The organism is Radiobacillus kanasensis (assembly GCF_021049245.1).
In the GTDB taxonomy this organism is placed as follows: Bacteria; Bacillota; Bacilli; order Bacillales; family Amphibacillaceae; genus Radiobacillus; species Radiobacillus kanasensis.
On sequence record NZ_CP088020.1, the window covers coordinates 2,641,859 to 2,658,186 of the forward strand.

The 16,328-nt window shown below is 38.9% G+C and carries 20 protein-coding genes; 10 read left to right on the forward strand and 10 right to left on the reverse strand.

Going from position 1 to position 16,328, the window contains the following annotated elements:
• Positions 1-2: 2 nt before the first annotated feature.
• From KO561_RS13725 to KO561_RS13755, 7 genes are all read right to left on the reverse strand, one after another.
• A complete protein-coding gene (locus tag KO561_RS13725) occupies positions 3-353 on the reverse strand; it encodes a toprim domain-containing protein (RefSeq protein WP_231093841.1) in 351 nt (116 codons plus the stop codon).
• Positions 354-476: 123 nt separating this feature from the next.
• The gene (gcvH, locus tag KO561_RS13730) at positions 477-863 is read right to left on the reverse strand and encodes a glycine cleavage system protein GcvH (protein WP_231093842.1); all 387 of its coding nucleotides are present in this window, start codon (positions 861-863) and stop codon (positions 477-479) included.
• A gap of 26 nt (positions 864-889) precedes the next feature.
• Positions 890-1,246 (reverse strand): arsenate reductase family protein, encoded by a 357-nt coding sequence (locus KO561_RS13735; RefSeq protein WP_231093843.1) that lies wholly within the window; start codon positions 1,244-1,246, stop codon positions 890-892.
• A gap of 865 nt (positions 1,247-2,111) precedes the next feature.
• Positions 2,112-3,335: an IS110 family RNA-guided transposase gene (locus KO561_RS13740; protein WP_231093844.1), complete on the reverse strand. Its 1,224-nt coding sequence runs from the start codon at positions 3,333-3,335 to the stop codon at positions 2,112-2,114.
• Between the two features lie 542 nt (positions 3,336-3,877).
• Positions 3,878-4,795 carry a proline dehydrogenase family protein gene (locus KO561_RS13745; RefSeq protein ID WP_231093845.1) on the reverse strand — a complete coding sequence of 306 codons (918 nt, stop codon included), beginning with the start codon at positions 4,793-4,795 and terminating at the stop codon, positions 3,878-3,880.
• A 234-nt stretch (positions 4,796-5,029) separates the two neighbouring features.
• Complete coding sequence (gene copZ / locus KO561_RS13750) at positions 5,030-5,233, reverse strand: copper chaperone CopZ (protein WP_231093846.1); 204 nt, start codon at positions 5,231-5,233, stop codon at positions 5,030-5,032.
• Positions 5,234-5,254: 21 nt separating this feature from the next.
• On the reverse strand, positions 5,255-5,572 hold the full coding sequence (locus tag KO561_RS13755; RefSeq protein ID WP_231093847.1) for a metal-sensing transcriptional repressor: 318 nt from the start codon (positions 5,570-5,572) through the stop codon (positions 5,255-5,257).
• A gap of 152 nt (positions 5,573-5,724) precedes the next feature.
• Here KO561_RS13755 and KO561_RS13760 point away from each other — a divergent pair, with 152 nt between their 5' ends.
• From KO561_RS13760 to KO561_RS13790, 7 genes are all read left to right on the forward strand, one after another.
• The gene (locus KO561_RS13760; protein ID WP_231093848.1) at positions 5,725-6,663 is read left to right on the forward strand and encodes a metal ABC transporter solute-binding protein, Zn/Mn family; all 939 of its coding nucleotides are present in this window, start codon (positions 5,725-5,727) and stop codon (positions 6,661-6,663) included.
• A 14-nt stretch (positions 6,664-6,677) separates the two neighbouring features.
• The gene (locus tag KO561_RS13765; protein ID WP_231093849.1) at positions 6,678-7,436 is read left to right on the forward strand and encodes a metal ABC transporter ATP-binding protein; all 759 of its coding nucleotides are present in this window, start codon (positions 6,678-6,680) and stop codon (positions 7,434-7,436) included.
• Between the two features lie 11 nt (positions 7,437-7,447).
• On the forward strand, positions 7,448-8,305 hold the full coding sequence (locus KO561_RS13770; protein ID WP_231093850.1) for a metal ABC transporter permease: 858 nt from the start codon (positions 7,448-7,450) through the stop codon (positions 8,303-8,305).
• A gap of 24 nt (positions 8,306-8,329) precedes the next feature.
• Positions 8,330-8,737 carry a Fur family transcriptional regulator gene (locus KO561_RS13775; RefSeq protein WP_231093851.1) on the forward strand — a complete coding sequence of 136 codons (408 nt, stop codon included), beginning with the start codon at positions 8,330-8,332 and terminating at the stop codon, positions 8,735-8,737.
• The gene (gene crcB, locus KO561_RS13780; protein ID WP_231093852.1) at positions 8,728-9,120 is read left to right on the forward strand and encodes a fluoride efflux transporter CrcB; all 393 of its coding nucleotides are present in this window, start codon (positions 8,728-8,730) and stop codon (positions 9,118-9,120) included. The genes KO561_RS13775 and crcB (KO561_RS13780) overlap by 10 nt, the downstream gene beginning before the upstream one ends.
• On the forward strand, positions 9,117-9,476 hold the full coding sequence (gene crcB / locus KO561_RS13785; RefSeq protein ID WP_231093853.1) for a fluoride efflux transporter CrcB: 360 nt from the start codon (positions 9,117-9,119) through the stop codon (positions 9,474-9,476). The genes crcB (KO561_RS13780) and crcB (KO561_RS13785) overlap by 4 nt, the downstream gene beginning before the upstream one ends.
• 79 nt (positions 9,477-9,555) lie before the next feature.
• Positions 9,556-9,990: a GtrA family protein gene (locus KO561_RS13790; RefSeq protein WP_231093854.1), complete on the forward strand. Its 435-nt coding sequence runs from the start codon at positions 9,556-9,558 to the stop codon at positions 9,988-9,990.
• A 75-nt stretch (positions 9,991-10,065) separates the two neighbouring features.
• Here KO561_RS13790 and KO561_RS13795 read toward each other — a convergent pair whose 3' ends face one another.
• Both KO561_RS13795 and KO561_RS13800 read right to left on the reverse strand, forming a co-directional pair.
• A complete protein-coding gene (locus tag KO561_RS13795; RefSeq protein WP_231093855.1) occupies positions 10,066-10,485 on the reverse strand; it encodes a universal stress protein in 420 nt (139 codons plus the stop codon).
• A 316-nt stretch (positions 10,486-10,801) separates the two neighbouring features.
• The gene (locus KO561_RS13800; protein WP_231093856.1) at positions 10,802-12,274 is read right to left on the reverse strand and encodes a SulP family inorganic anion transporter; all 1,473 of its coding nucleotides are present in this window, start codon (positions 12,272-12,274) and stop codon (positions 10,802-10,804) included.
• Between the two features lie 292 nt (positions 12,275-12,566).
• Here KO561_RS13800 and KO561_RS13805 point away from each other — a divergent pair, with 292 nt between their 5' ends.
• The 3 genes from KO561_RS13805 (at position 12,567) to KO561_RS13815 (ending at position 15,042) form a co-directional block, all read left to right on the forward strand.
• Positions 12,567-13,028 carry a YndM family protein gene (locus KO561_RS13805; protein WP_231093857.1) on the forward strand — a complete coding sequence of 154 codons (462 nt, stop codon included), beginning with the start codon at positions 12,567-12,569 and terminating at the stop codon, positions 13,026-13,028.
• Between the two features lie 174 nt (positions 13,029-13,202).
• On the forward strand, positions 13,203-14,048 hold the full coding sequence (locus tag KO561_RS13810) for an EAL domain-containing protein (RefSeq protein ID WP_231093858.1): 846 nt from the start codon (positions 13,203-13,205) through the stop codon (positions 14,046-14,048).
• Between the two features lie 22 nt (positions 14,049-14,070).
• Entirely contained in the window at positions 14,071-15,042 is a 972-nt protein-coding gene (locus KO561_RS13815; protein WP_231093859.1) for a GGDEF domain-containing protein, read from the forward strand.
• A gap of 15 nt (positions 15,043-15,057) precedes the next feature.
• On the opposite strand, the gene KO561_RS13820 is transcribed toward KO561_RS13815, so the two are convergent.
• Entirely contained in the window at positions 15,058-16,221 is a 1,164-nt protein-coding gene (locus KO561_RS13820) for an acyl-CoA dehydrogenase family protein (protein ID WP_231093860.1), read from the reverse strand.
• Between the last annotated feature and the right edge of the window lie 107 nt (positions 16,222-16,328).

The following is a 16,328-nucleotide window of genomic DNA, read 5'->3' on the forward strand; positions in this document are numbered from 1 at the left end:
CGTTAAGCTAAGTAAATAGGATTCACGAAAATTCGCTTGCCGAGGAGAGCTGTTGCCAATTCTGATTCAGGCGTAGCAGCCACTTCTCGGTAAGCCTTATCAATATGAATATGTATAGCATGAGGTAACTCAATGGCTAATTGCTTGCGAAGCTTTAATCCTGCCCTGTCTTCGTCGACTAGAATAAAAACATCTTTATTGTCTAAATCATACTCCTCAAGTAGTTCTTCTAATCTTCCTACTCCAATCGTTCCATTCGTACAGACAATTTCCACTTGCTCATTTATGATTTTTTCAATCTGCTTTTTATCAGAGCGACCCTCTACAATGATTACTTTTTCCAACTCAGACATCGCGACCACCTGCACTCCTCATTATTGAGCATTTATACTAATAATCCCTTGTTACTCCTGCAACAAGGGATTATTAGTATGTATTACTTATTGTATTGACAATCCGTCAATTCATGCTTCGAATTATTCCGCTTCTTCAATCATGCTTTTATATTGATCTGCTGTCATTAATTTTTCTACATCATCGATATTAGATGCTTCAATAACAATCATCCAAGCATTTTCATATGGAGATTCGTTTACAAACTCTGGATTGTCTTCTAACTCTTCATTTACTTCTACGATTTTACCAGCGATAGGTGCATATAACTCCGACACTGTTTTAACCGATTCTACACTACCAAACGGAGCATCTGCTTCTATTTCATCCCCTACTTCGGGTAGTTCTACGAATACGATATCCCCAAGCTCAGATTGTGCGTGGTCGGTAATCCCGATTCGAACTTTATTATCTTCTATCTTTAACCATTCATGCTCCTCGGAATATCTTAAATCATTTGGTAAACTCATTGCTTATTTCCTCCATTTCACTATTATTATGTCCATGTTTGTTCATACTGGTCTGATTTAAATCCTACTGTTACTTTTTTACCATCTGTTAGAATTGGTCGCTTAATGAGCATGCCATCGGATGCTAACAAATCTATCATCTCTTGTTCAGACGCTTCTGGTAGTTTGTCCTTCAATCCAAGTTCTTTATATTTTCTTCCACTTGTATTAAAGAATTTTTTTATAGGTAAACCACTCTTCTCGATGAGATCTTTTAGTTCTGCAGCAGAAGGTGGGTTTTCCACGATATGTACTTCTTTATAGTCCTTGTCATGTTCTTCTAACCATTTTTTTGCTTTTACACAAGTCCCACATTTAGGATACCAATAAAACGTATAGCTCATCTAGTCCCCTCCTTTATTCTTTTCTATTTTAACATAATTTTAACAGAAAAGCGTCCAGTTCGCCCGACTCCACGGCCATAATTATGACTTTACTACACATATGAAAAAAAGCTTGAACAAAACTATAGTTTCCTACTCTAAAAAGGAATGATTACAAGGTTTTTCATTCATAGTTGATATCAAATGCGAAGTAAAAAAGTTAAACAAAAAACCATCCGTTTAATAACTGCTTGATATACACGCGATGTTGATTTCCGCTGCGGGCAGTCACTTTCCGTGGGCACGGGCAGTCTACTACTGCGAGTTTACTTCTTCGCTGCCTTGTCCCGAGGAAGCCTACTTCGAAGCAACACCAGAAGACGCAGGGACATCCCCCTCCTCGCTCGCAAAGATCGCTCACTGTGGGGTCTTCACCTCGTGCTGTTCCCACAGGACAAGGAAATCTTCTTAGAATAGACATCGCACGAAGAAAATTGGGCTTTATTTTCGAGGAGTCGACTAGCCCTCCACTACAATCAACATGCCGTAAGTAGCTGACATAGAATAGTTTTCCGAATGTATAAAGTAATTTTTAATAATTATAAGTAAATTGAAACCTTATTAAGTTAGCGATTCATGTTATCAGACTAATGATTTTGAACAGAGTTTTCCCAATTATTTCAAGTATTTAATCATCTGTTTTTTTCCGGCTACAAATTTTACTTAATTAAATATAGTAACTTAGCGTAGGCAGAATACGGAGACTCCTACCATGAAAATAAGGTTCTAATATATGGAAAAATGGCAATACTAAGGTAGACGCAGCTCATTCGTTTTTTTGAGGAGAGCGCCACATTCTAAGATCTAATGAAGTTGGAGAATAATTTTAAGACACTTTTGGTTCCACAATTGTCACTGTGTAACCTAAACTCTCTAATCTTCGTAGTGAATGCTTAACAACGGATTGTTGTCTTTGTTTGTCGAAGTAATCTTCTCCTAAATCTACATACATTTCTTTTCGTGTTAAGAGATAATAGGAGATTCGTAATATCGCATGAGCTACAACGATTCCTGCACGCTTTTTACCTTTACGTGAAGCTGTTCGCCGGTAAAGTGCACCAAGGTAGTTTTTGGATCCTCGAACAGAATGAGCTGCTTCAATCAGTGCTGATTTAAGATACTTGTTTCCATTCAACGTTTTAGATGATTTACGTTTTCCAGCACTTTGGTTATTTCCAGGAACTAATCCAGCCCATGAACACATTTGAGGTGCAGTAGGAAATTGCTCCTTTATATTTGTACCAAGCTCTGCAAGCATTTGTTCCGCCATTTTTCTCCCAATACCAGGAATGGAATCTAAACGGTCTATATCTTCTTGAGAGTCTTCCATCCTTTTCGCTATCTCTTTATCTAGTTTATCGATTTGATCCGTCAGGAAATCGATATGATCTAGAATCGTTTTTATCATGAACCGTTGGTGTTCTTGAACATACCCTTGAAGTGCGAGTTTCAATTCATCCTTTTTCTTCTTCATTACTCCTCTCGCAAAGGTTGTTAACTCTTCGAGATCATCATTTCCTTCGGATATGGATCGAAGCATATCACGAGCAGAAACTCCCATAATGTCAGAAACAACAGAACCAAGTTTGATATTAGCTCCTTCTAACACTTTTTGAATCCGATTATATTGTCTGGCACGCTCTTCAATAATACTTCGACGATAACGAACAAGTTCACGTAATTCTCGCTGGTTTCGATCAGGAATAAAACTAGCTTTAAGTAAACCGTGACGAAGTAATTTGGCTATCCATTCGGCATCTTTCACATCCGTTTTACGCCCGGGGACAGCCTTAATGTGTTGAGCATTCACAACTAGATATTCAATATCTTCTGCTTCTAGTAGATTGACAATGGGTTTCCAGTAGACACTTGTACTTTCCATTGCCACATGGGTACACTTATGTTTCTTCACCCAGTCCACCAACTCAATTAGATATATGGTTTTAGTTGAAAAAGTTTCAATCTCCTTTCCTTCTGTTGTAATGGCACAAGCGGTAATGGTATCCTTGTGGACATCCATACCACAAGCATTCTCAATGATTACATCCATTGAAAACATCCTTTCTACGGCAAATAATAATGGAGGCTGGCGCAACAACCAGAATAGGGTTAATCTACCATGAGTGCTTCCCTTAAAAGGAGCAACAGTCTGTGATGCACCGTGGTCGAAGGAGTCAGACTGCGGGTAGGGCTCTCACGCACCAAGGAGTCTCGACCTTCCTCATCCAGCCGTAGCATCAGTATAGCCACACAATAACTATTTTCATTCTCTGTGGTGTATAGCTGTTTTCGCGATACATGAATGACTGCGGGAACAGCACGAGGTGAAAGCCCCGCAAGAAGTGGGTTTCTTCTGAGGAGATTGAGGCCGTGCCCGCGGAAAGCGGAGTATTCTGCCGGAGCGCGGCATCAAGGTTCACTTATCATTCTTTCAATAAATTTTTTAATTAGAGTTACGTCGCAATTTATAGAAAATTAGCAACAAAATGTTCAAAAGAACCCCTAAAAGAAAAATCCGAACTCATTCTGAATTCAATGAAGAACTCAAGTGATAGTTCGGATTTTATTTTGATTAAAACACTATCGTTCACATTACTTTTTAAGAACTCCTTTTAAGACAAACGCTACGTTCGCAGGTCGCTCGGCTAATCTTCTCATGAAGTAGCCATACCAATCGTCCCCATAAGGAACATAAACACGCATTTTATAGCCTTCTTTTACAAGCTCCTCTTGTCTTTCGTTACGAATACCGAAAAGCATTTGGAATTCAAATTGGTCACGGCTTATGTTATATTGCTTCTCTAGCTCTTTTGTATATTCAATCATCGTATCATCATGTGTTGCAATTGCTGTATAATTTCCATTTAATAAGTGCATTTTAATAATCTTTTTATAATTATCATCAACATCTTTTTTATCTGGGAATGCAACTTTCGGAGATTCCTTGTAAGCACCTTTAACCAATCGTAAATTTGGACTCCATTTATTTAATTCTTCGATATCTTCCACCGTTCTATATAAGTAGGATTGCAGAACGGTACCAATTCCGTCGTATTCATCCTTTAATCGTTTAAATATATCAAGCGTTTGTTGGCAACGCTCATAGTCTTCCATGTCAATCGTTACAAACACATCATGCTTTTTACCAGCATCCAATATTTTTCTCATGTTCTCCATGACTAACTCTTCTGAGATATCAAGTCCCATAGATGTCATTTTTAAAGAAACCTGAGAATCCAGTTTTAACTCGGCAATCTTTTCAATCATTCGAATACAATCATCGGCGGATTGTCTGGCTTCTTGTTCACTGTCGATGAACTCTCCCAAATGGTCAACTGTGACAGGCATTCCTTTTTTATTCAAGTCTGCAATGGTTCGAGCCGCGTCATCGACCGTCACGCCTGCCACAAATTTTGCAGCACCAAAACGGAGACCGTACTTCTTAGCTAATTTAGTAAAAAATTTGTTTTTGGATAAAAATAAAAAAAAGTTCCGAAGCAATTGTTCCATCACATATCCTCCTAAGTCATCGTCAAGTGATTTAAAATGTTTTCGCTTACATTATAAATAATACCTCCATAAGTTTATCACTAAACACAAGGTAACTGGTATTATTTTTTCTTGGAAAATTGCAATCCTTTTAATGAGGATTTACTACATGCTATTTTTTTAGAAAGAGAAAAGTGATAAGAACCTATTTTGCATCCATTGGAAAGGAGTCATCCATAACGGATGACTCCTATATTAAGCGACATCGTAACCTTGATCTTCAATTGCCTCTTTCATTTTTGAAGGAGTAACTTGATTTTCGTCATAATCTACGTCCACTTGACCAGACGAAAGGTTCACTTTAACAGACTGAATTCCATTCAAACTGTTAATGGCTTCCTTAACAGCTTGTTCACAATGTCCACATGACATTCCAGTCACTTGTAGTGTTAATGACATCAACATCTTCCTTCCTATGCATTATTTAGAGAATTGCTGAACTACTTTCATTAGTTCTTCGATAGCGTCGTCGCCGTTTCCGGAGTGGACTGCATGAGATACACAATGCTTCATATGTCTTTCCATTAAGGAGTGACCTACTTTTTTCATGGCCGCCTGAATAGCTGAAATTTGGACAAGGATATCGACACAGTACCGATCATCCTCTACCATTTTCTGAATACCTCGGACTTGTCCTTCAATTCGTTTTAGACGATTAACCACCTGTTGCTTTTCATCTTCTGTTCGCGGTTTAATCGGCTTCTTGTCTGAAAACTCGATATGTTCACTGTGCTCCATAGCATATCCCAACTCCTTATCGTTCTCCCATCTATGATACCCCCCTAAGGTATGATTGTCAATGCTACTATTTAAATCGAAACAATTACAATTTACAAATAGGAATCATTACGATACAATGATATTCGTTACATAATTTAGGAGGAAATAACGTGAGAAAGATTGCTGCACTTCTATGTCTATCTGTCCTAATTGTATCTGCTTGTTCTACCCCTGGCACTAGAGAGCAAACAGATGCTACTGTTCAAATATATACTACCGTTTATCCCCTTCAGTATTTTACCGAACGACTGGGAGGCGAGTATGTCGATGTTTCAACCATTTATCCACCCGGTGCGGATGCTCACACCTATGAACCTACGACAAAGAAAATGACTGAAATTGCAGAAGCAGATGCGTTTTTTTACTTCGGTGAGGTTTTGGAACCTTTCGCTGATACAGTCGCCCAGGCGTTAACCGATGAACATGTCCAACTAGTAGAATTTGCTTCACATGAGGAACTGTTTGAACATGAAAATGAACATCAAGAAGTGAAGCATGAAGAAGGACACAACGGCCATGCTCACGGAGACCATGATCCACATATATGGCTAGATCCCCTTCGCTCTATGGAGCTAGCATCTATTTTAAAGGATGAATTAATTACTTTAATGCCTAAGCATCAACAAAAAATCAAAGAAAACTTTGCCTCTTTGAAAGAGGAGCTTCTCCAATTAGATGAACAACTTGTAGAAACCTTACAATCGAAAAAACAGAAAACGATTCTCGTTGCACACGCTGGTTACGGCTATTGGGAAGAACGTTATGGAATCGAACAGCTTGCCGTAAATGGAGTAAATAACAGTTCAGGGCCTTCTCAAATAGATTTGGTTCATATTATGGAAGAAGCACGAGAACATCAATTATCTTACATGGTATTTGAACAAAACATTTCGGATTCTATTTCATCAAAGATCCAGAAAGAAATGGGAGTGAAAGCCACTCACATCCATAACCTATCTGTTTTAACAGAAGAAGATATCAAGGAAGATCAGGATTATTTTACCTTAATGCGTCAAAACTTAGAAGTACTAGATTTAGTGACCGACTAGAGAGGAGATGGACAATGGCGGAGCCTATTGTAAAGCTAGAAAATGTCCACTTTCAATATGAAAGTAAAACAGTTTTAGAAGATGTGAACTTTGTAATTCCTAGAGGTGCCTTCATGGGACTAATCGGGCCAAATGGTGGTGGAAAAACAACCCTTATTAAGCTCATTCTTGGGCTTTTAAAACCACAACAAGGGTCTGTCGAATTGTTTCAAACACCGATTCGTAAATTCAAGGAAAAAAATAAAATAGGATTTGTATCTCAAAAAGCAAATAGTTTTAATAGAGGATTTCCTGCTACTGTTAGGGAGGTTGTGTCCATGGGACTTACCTCTAAAATAGGATATTTCAAATTTTTAACGAAAGAGCACCATGAGCTTATAGAAAAAGCCGTAGCACAGGTTGATATGAGTGATTACTTACATGAAAATATTGGAGATCTTTCAGGTGGGCAACAACAAAGGGTTTTTATTGCTCGAGCGCTCGTAAATAACCCAGAGCTCCTCATATTAGATGAACCAACCGTTGGAGTGGACCAGGAGCATGTACAGCACTTTTATCACATGCTTCACACGTTAAACCAAGATCATCAGATTACCCTATTGCTCGTAACGCATGATACAGGAACGATGACTGATTATGTGACAGATTTGGTTTGCTTAAACAAACGACTACACTTTCACGGGAATGTTTCAGAGTATGCCAATCTTTCCAACAAGGATTTATCAGAGATGTATGGCCATTCTTTACACATCGTGGACCATAACCATTCATAAGGAGTACGACTATGATTGAAAACTTTTTAGAATATGACTTTTTACGTCACACCTTTTATACAGGGTTACTTATTGGGCTAATTGGACCTTTACTTGGCGCATTTATTGTAGTGCGACGGCTATCGTTAATTGCGGATGCGCTCTCTCACGTGACACTTGCCGGAATCGCCTTTGGATTACTACTGGAAAAGAAATTCGCTACTCCCCTCATTACACCTTTTTACTCGGGAATGGGGTTTTCTGTTGTGGCCTCCCTTTTTATTGAACAATTGCGACGGGTTTATAAAGCTTATCAAGAGCTTGCTATTCCGATTATATTATCAGGTGGAGTCGGGTTAAGTGTTATTTTCATCTCTTTAGCGAATGGCTTTAATACAGATCTATTTAACTTTCTTTTCGGTTCCGTTGCTGCAGTCAGTGAACAAGACCTCTGGTCCATTATTGGAATTACAATTGTCGTTCTTGTCATCATCACTCTATTTTATAAAGAATTATTCATGCTGTCGTTTGACGAAGAGCATGCTGTTGTTTCCGGTATTCATGCCAAACGAATTCACTTTCTATTTATTGTTTTAACTGCACTAGTAATTGCTGCTTCGATTCGGATTGTTGGCGTTTTACTCGTATCTGCTTTAATGACTTTGCCGGTTGCTGCTAGCATTCGAGTCTCAAAAGGATTTAAACAAACGATAGGTTTTTCCATCCTATTTGGCGAAATTTCCGTTATAATAGGACTTATAGTAGGATATTATTTCGAAATTCCACCTGGTGGGACAATTGTCGTAACCTCTATACTTATATTACTAATCACAAGCCTCTTGAAGAAGTGGCTATCCTATTATCAAACAAGGAAAACCATACAATCCTAACGATGCATCGAAAGGAGCCTAACGATGGATGTGAAGGACGCATTAGACATTCTAAAAGAAAACGGCTATAAATACACAGGAAAAAGGGAAGACATGATTGGCTTTTTTGCAGGAGAGAACCGCTATCGGTCTGCCAAAGATCTTTTAGGCTTTATGGAGCCCACTTATAACGGCATTAGCTATGACACAATCTATCGCAATCTCCATCTGTTTTCGGAGCTTGGCATTTTGGAGTCCACGGAATTAAACGGGGAAAAACAATTCCGGATTAAGTGTGATACCCATCATCATCACCATTTCATTTGTAAAGATTGCGGGTTTACAAAAGAAGTCCTTACATGCCCAATGGATGACATTCGCTCCGAATTAGACCGTTTTATCGTGCAAGATCATAAATTTGAGATATATGGACTTTGCCCCGCATGTCAGTAAAAACATACCAAATGGGGACTTATTTCTCTGTTGGTTTAGGTGGTATTGTCGGGGCCCTTTGTCGTTATGGAATATCCATGCTTTTTGTCAATCAAGTCTTTCCACTTGCAACCCTACTTGTGAACTTAGTGGGTTGCTTTTTATTACCAATCGTTTCTAAACATTTATGGATTCAAAAGATTCCTGCTCCGTACCGACTGGCTGTAGGCACAGGTTTTCTAGGCTCTTTTACTACGTTCTCCACTTTTTCTTTAGAAACGTGGGAGCTCTTGCAAGAAAATATGACAGTTGGACTTGCCTACATACTGATTACCGTGTTTGGAGGACTATCCCTTGCATGGTTAGGCTTTGAGGTTGTCAAAAGAAAGGAGAGACAACCATGAATGTTCTTTTCGTAGCCATAGGTGGATTCTTCGGTGCTATATTGCGATTCTACGTCGGACAGCAGTTGAATAAACCAAACAAACAACAATTCTGGGGCACAATGCTTGCCAATGTGCTCGGTTCGTCCTTATTAGCGTTATTATTTTTAATGTTGGAACGGTCTGTCATTTCCACGCATCTATGGGCTCTTCTTGGAATAGGTTTTTGTGGAGCATTCACTACTTTCTCGACCTTTAGTATGGAAGCTGTCTCAATGATACAAAACCGCCATTACCTGTCAGCAGTTCGTTATGTTTCCTTTTCTTTCCTTCTATCCATTGTGAGCATGAGTCTAATTTTATGGATAGGACTATAGGAACACCTGAATATTTGTAGACGTATTCCTTATACTTTATAATGCAAGATACGCAATGAAGGTTTAAAGGAGTACAGGTATGGCACAAAAAGCAAGCGGCCAAGTTTTACAGTTTAGCTTTATTGGTTTATCAAACGCGGTCGTGGATCTCGCTTCCCTCAATTTGTTACTATGGCTATGGCCAACCGAGGAAACGGGATTATTATTATTATTTAATACGATTTCCTATACACTAGCTATCATTAACAGTTACTTTTGGAATGCGAAATATACCTTTGGTCATCATTCTAAAACAGATACACGGGAAGTATCTTTATTTATTGTGCAAGCGATTATTGCTTTAGGAGTTAGTAATGCGGTATTCATCGGGCTGATGTGGATGTTTCATCTGCCAGGCATGATGTACTTTCCACTGTTCGTAGAATCGAATATTTCCAAAGCTGCTGCTATGTTTTTATCTTCCACTACTAGCTTTTTCTTAATGAAATTTCTCGTTTTTAGAAAAAAGAAGTAGAGCCAATATTTTAATTATCTAACCCTCAAAACAAAAAATGTCCAAGTAGCGATTATGCTATTTGGACATTTTCTTTTATTTCACAATCATTACTGGACAATTTACCCGCTTCGCCACTTTATGGCTCACACTACCCAGGACCATTTCTTGTAGGGAGTTTAAGCCCCTACTACCAATCACACAAATATCTGCATCATGGCTGTTGGCATATTTCACAATCTCAGGTCCTGGCTCGCCATGTAAGATTTGGATCTCATAGGAGATACCTGCCTTTTTTAATTTTTGCTCCGTCATCTCTAATTTTTCTTTCCGTTTCAAGTCAATTTCAATCGAATTCGAATGATGAAGGACATCGTATTTTGACTTTGTACTATCTACCACATACAATACATGAACATGGGCACTAGGATTATGCTCCGCTAATGCAATGGTTTTATCTGCCGCCCGTAAAGCATGTGCTGATCCATCAGAAGCTAATAGAATCTTGGAAAACATAGCCATCATCCCTTACATCCATTATAAGTATCATTATATCAGAAAAAGAACGGTTAAAACCGCTTTCATTTTAATGAATATAACAAAAGCGCAAGCGCCCGGTTAGCAACGTACGGACTGGACTGAACCGTCGGAGATAAAGGAAACACGATGAGCTTATGCGAATCGATGTTGACTTATCGCACAGAGGTGAGGGAAGTCTCGCTAGTTGCTGGGCGCTGAAGCTGGACGTGGCTAGTTCAGTATGTTTATCCACACCAGGCAGATTTTATAATTACGCTATAATATAAAAAAGGGAAGCGTCTGCCTCCCTTTCCTAGTGACTTGCCATTTTCTTCACTGGCTTATCATAGACAGCTCGCTTTTCAACTAATGTCGAGCTTTCTTTGTTTAAACCAATAACGTGGACATCTGTTTGATTATCTTGATATTTAAGAACCACTTTATCAATAGCGCCTACTGCAGAATCGTCCCACAGATGGGTTTCTGTCAAATCTAATTCAACTACATCTACGTCTTCTTTGAAATCAAAGCTTGCTACAAACTCCGTCACAGATGCGAAGAACAATTGACCTTTTACTTTATATACTTTCTTTTTGCCACCTTCTACGTGAATCCCTTTTACTTCTACTTTTGAGATTTTGGAGGCAAAGAATACGGCGCTGAGTAAGACGCCAATGAATACACCGATTGATAGGTCATGTGTGAGAACTACCGCAACAACCGTAACGACCATAACGATAGCATCGGTTCTCGGCATAAGGTGAAGAGTCGTAAGCGAACTCCAATCAAACGTTCCAATGGATACCATAAACATGACCCCAACAAGTGCTGCCATCGGAATTTGAATAAGAATATCATTAAAGACCACAATGAGTAACATGAGGAATGCCCCAGCAACAAAGGTAGAAAGTCTTCCTCTTCCACCTGACTTCACGTTGATTACAGACTGACCGATCATCGCGCAACCAGCCATTCCACCAAAGAATCCTGCAACAACGTTAGCTATACCTTGTCCTTTTGCTTCTTGGTTTTTGTTACTGTCTGTATCAGTCATATCATCGACAATTTGTGCTGTTAAAAAGGATTCCAAAAGTCCAATGACAGAAAGAGCTAAAGCTGTCGGGAAGATAATTTGTAACGTTTCAAACGTTAATGGAATATCCGGAAGAAGAAACATCGGCAAAGTCTGAGATAACTCTCCCATATCGCCTACTGTCCGCACTCCACTACCTGTAACAACAGCAACAATAGTTATCGTAATAATTGCTACAAGTGGTGCTGGAATCACTTTCGTCACAAACGGAAAAAGATAAATAATAGCTAAAGATCCTGCAACCATCACATACATATGCCACGTTTCTCCGACGAAGTGAGGGAGTTGCGCCATAAAAATAAGGATGGCTAAAGAATTTACGAAACCAATCATTACGGAACGCGGGATAAACTTCATGAGTCTTGCTACTTTAAAAAGTCCATAAGTTACTTGAAGGATCCCTGTCAAAATAGTCGCAGCCAATAAATACTGCAATCCGTGATCCGCCACTAAGTCGCCCATAACAAGAGCCATCGCACCTGTCGCGGCTGAAATCATGGCAGGTCTTCCTCCGAAAATGGAGATAACAACCGCAATACAAAATGATGCGTATAGTCCAACCATTGGACTGACACCCGCAATGATAGAGAAAGCAATTGCTTCCGGGATTAAAGCTAAAGCAACCACAATCCCAGCTAGAACATCTCCACGAATATTTCCTAGCCAATCCTGTTTAATTGTAGATATATTCAATTCTACACCTCTTCCTATAGTTATTAGATGACTTTCAACTCTCATGAAAGTCGGGGCCGTTTTGAACAACCTGAATCATACCATAGAAGACCACTTAGCCAAACCTGAATGTAAGCGTACATCATTAGTGTTTTTCTTCGATTTTCTAATGAAAGGTTGCTTTTATAGCCTTTTTTACAAAAATGCAGAATACGGCAAGCAATTTCTTCCATCACTCTTCAAAAAGTTACCTGCTTATAGAATGAAAAATAGTAAAAAATAAAACCTGAACCTTCCAGAAAGGATGTGGAATATGAAACACGTTAAAGCATTAGGTATAAAGTTTTTAGTGATATCTGTCGTTCTTTATTCTGTCCTTGGAATCCTCAATCAGGCTTCTCTTGGAGATATTTTTTTAATTAGTGTTTTAGTCACAGGAGTTGCTTACGTTCTTGGAGATTTACTCATTTTGAAAAATTTCGGAAACCTGATGGCTAGTCTGGCAGACTTTGCTCTGAGCTTCTTTGCTGTTTGGCTTTTAACAGCAGGGCTTATTCAAGAAGAATTTTCTATCAGCATTTCCTTATTTGCCGCTTTTCTCATAGCTTGTTCGGAAGCAGTCTTCCATGTGTACATGCAAAGAAAAGTACTCGACGTAGATGAGGATGCAGGGTTTAGTAACGCGTATTTAGAGCGATTAAGTACGGAATTCGCCGAAGAGAATCCCGATTCCGATGTTATTCGATTAAATAAGAAAAAAGACAACGAAGATTAATGTTAGAGATCCCTCTTTTTATGGTAGGAGGGATTTCTTCATACATAGACTGTACAAAATTTACATTATTTTTAAATTCCTTTAACATTTCAGCATTATACTTAAGGGGCAACCAGCATGATTTATTCCGATAGGAAACATGAGGCTGCATAGAAAAGGTAAAGGATGTCCCAAATGCAGAATAATTTACTATCACCATTCCATATAAGCAATCTCTATTCCTACATGAACTATGTATATGGAAAAGAAAAAAGGATTGCACGTGATTACTTTAAATTTGCCGAATTGCAAAAAGTCATACGAAGTAAACTTCTTACTACATATTTTCAACCCATCTTTGATTTGTCTACATCTAGCATTATTGGATACGAGGCTTTGAACCGCCCTCCTTTTTCCAAGCAATTTCCTAACACGGAAAGTTTTTATGATTATATCGGACAGACAAATCAAGCCTTTCGGTTTGATTTATATTGTCGTAATACAGCGTTTGAACGTTTTTTTGACAATAGACAAAAGAACCCTTCACTAGACGAAAAGCTTTTGTTTATTAACATTCACCCACAAGTGCTACTGGACTCAGATTACAGAAGTGGAGAAACGCTCCAACTATTAAATAAATATGAGCTTTCACCAAATCAGATCGTGTTTGAGCTCACAGAGAAAAAAGCGGTGAAAGACTATGTACTTTTCGAAAAGATGCTTTCACACTATCGAGAACAAGGGTTTAGAATAGCTGTTGATGATGCAGGTTCCGGCTATAATAGCTTGAAAAGTGTTGTCCAATTAAAGCCAGAATTCATTAAATTAGATAAATCTCTTATCCATCACATGGACCAAAATGCAGATCAACAGAAAATGGTTAGTCTTCTATTGGATTTCGCTAATGAATCTCATACCTCCGTCATTGCGGAAGGGATAGAGCGCGTGGAAGACTTATCGATCTTACAAGAAAAAGGAGTCCATTATGGGCAAGGCTATTTATTAGGAAAACCGAGTGAAACGTTAGAGAGTATTTCCTAAGAAGGATAATGGGGGAAATGGTATGCCTACTTGGATTGGCGAAATTGTAGAAACAGTACCTGTTTTGGAGAAAAGCAAATCCAATCAGTTTGCGGACGCATTGTTTCGAGATGTGAAAACATGTGAAGGAATTGTCGTATTAGAGGAAAAACATCCAATCGGTCTTATCACAAAAACAAATTTTTATCAGAAGCTTGGTACCTTGTACGGGTACAATTTATTCATGGGAAAACAAGTAGAAGTGTTAATGAATCGCGACATATTAGTAGTAGATATGATGACCTCCATCGTTGAAGTGAGCCGGTTAGCTATGAACCGTAAAGATGAGCAATTATATGACTACGTTATTGTAACAGAAAGCGAACTCTATAAAGGAGTCGTTAGTATTCGGAACCTATTAATGAAATTCGCAGAAGTTCAAGCGAAAGTCGCAACTTATTTGAACCCTCTAACTGGACTTCCAGGAAATCATGTAATTGATGAAAGGTTAAAGCATTTAAGTCTAACGAACCCTTTCAGTGTACTCTACATAGATCTAGATCACTTTAAATCCTATAATGATGTCTATGGCTTCTCGAACGGAGACAAAGTGCTTGAACAGACTGCTCATATTTTACAAGAGGAACTCCACGATCACGATCACTTTCTCGGTCACATCGGTGGGGATGATTATATCGCTATTCTTTACAAGCATGATTTCACCACTCTCTGTCAGAGAATAACCGAAAGCTTTGATGAAAAAATAAGGGATTATTATAATAAGGAAGACTTAGGAAAGAATTATGTTCTAACGGAAAATAGATTTGGGATGAAGGATAAAATTCCACTTGTGTCGATATCGATCGCTGTTGTATCGAATCGTGAACAGACCTTCTCAAGTGTGGAAGAAATTGTTCATCATGCAACTTTTTTGAAGAAGCGTTGTAAAATGATGAAAGGGAGTATCTTTTTGGCCAACGATGAAACTAATATGATAAAAGGGTCCGTTACCTAACACGGACCCTTTTCTTCAGTTCTCCGACAACGCTTGTTTCGCAAGCTGCAGAATAACCATATCCTCCATCGGTGGGTTATGCAACCCAGCTCGGATATCTCGGTAATACTTTTCGAAAGGCATCTCTTTGGACAATCCACGCCCTCCCACTATTTTCATTGCAAGATCTACGACTTCACTCGCTGCGTTAGTTGCTGTAATTTTTACAGCAGCTAATTCTGATCCCATTTTTGCTCTTAATTCCGGATTTTTATCCCACTTATCCGCAACAGCATACATAAAGTGACGAGCTGCCAACAGCTTCAAGTCCATTTCCCCAATTTTTTGTTGCACATGCGCGACTTCAGATATTGGGGTGTTGAGACTGTTCGGTTGAAAGTTCTTGGCAAACTCAATCGCATCATTTCTTGCAGCGATAGCAATTCCTAAGTAACAAGCAGGAATATGCAAGAGCCAACCTTTTGGTATGGGCCTAGAGGAACCAGCCACCTCGACGAAATGCTTCCTTGGAACGTGTACGTTTTCCATCACTAAATCATGACTTCCAGTCCCTCTCATTCCAAGTGTATCCCACGTTTTTTCTACGCTTAGTCCTTCTACATCCTTTTCGATTAAAAACCAACCAACCGCCTCTATTTCTTCCACATAAGTCGAAACTAAGTAAAAATCCAACACACTCGCCATTGTCGTAAACGTTTTTCGTCCCGTTACAAGGTAAGAACCATCCGCCTGCTTCGTTGCAGTCGTCTCTGGTCTTCCTCCTCTTGTAGGGCTTCCAGTTGCCCGCTCGGACGCAGCACGATTCACTACCTTTTGTTTTTCTTTAATCTCTTTAGCAAAGGAAGAAAAAACATCCGGGTCCCAGTCATTCTTTTCTCCTAGTTCCATGACAACACCCATATGCCAACCTACGGACAATGCAGTCGCTCCGTCCCCGACAGCCAGTCTTTCCTGGAGAAGCAATAATTCATAAACAGATAATCCTTCTCCTCCTAATGATGTTGGTAACGATAAGGAAAAGTACTGTTCTTTCTTAAATTCTTGTAAGGTATCCGTCGAGAAGTCAGCCATTTCATCAGCTTGATCTCGTCTAGTTTTAGCCACATCCGCTAACTTTGCTGCTTTTTCTATCAAATGTCTTTGACGATCATTCTGTACAAAAGATTGAAATAAATCCATAAACACCCTCCATCTATCCGCACTTTCTTAAATCTTACCTTATTACTTGGCTTTAATTCCACTACGTTGACTGAAACGAAATGTTTCTCATTTTTATAGTTCTTTGT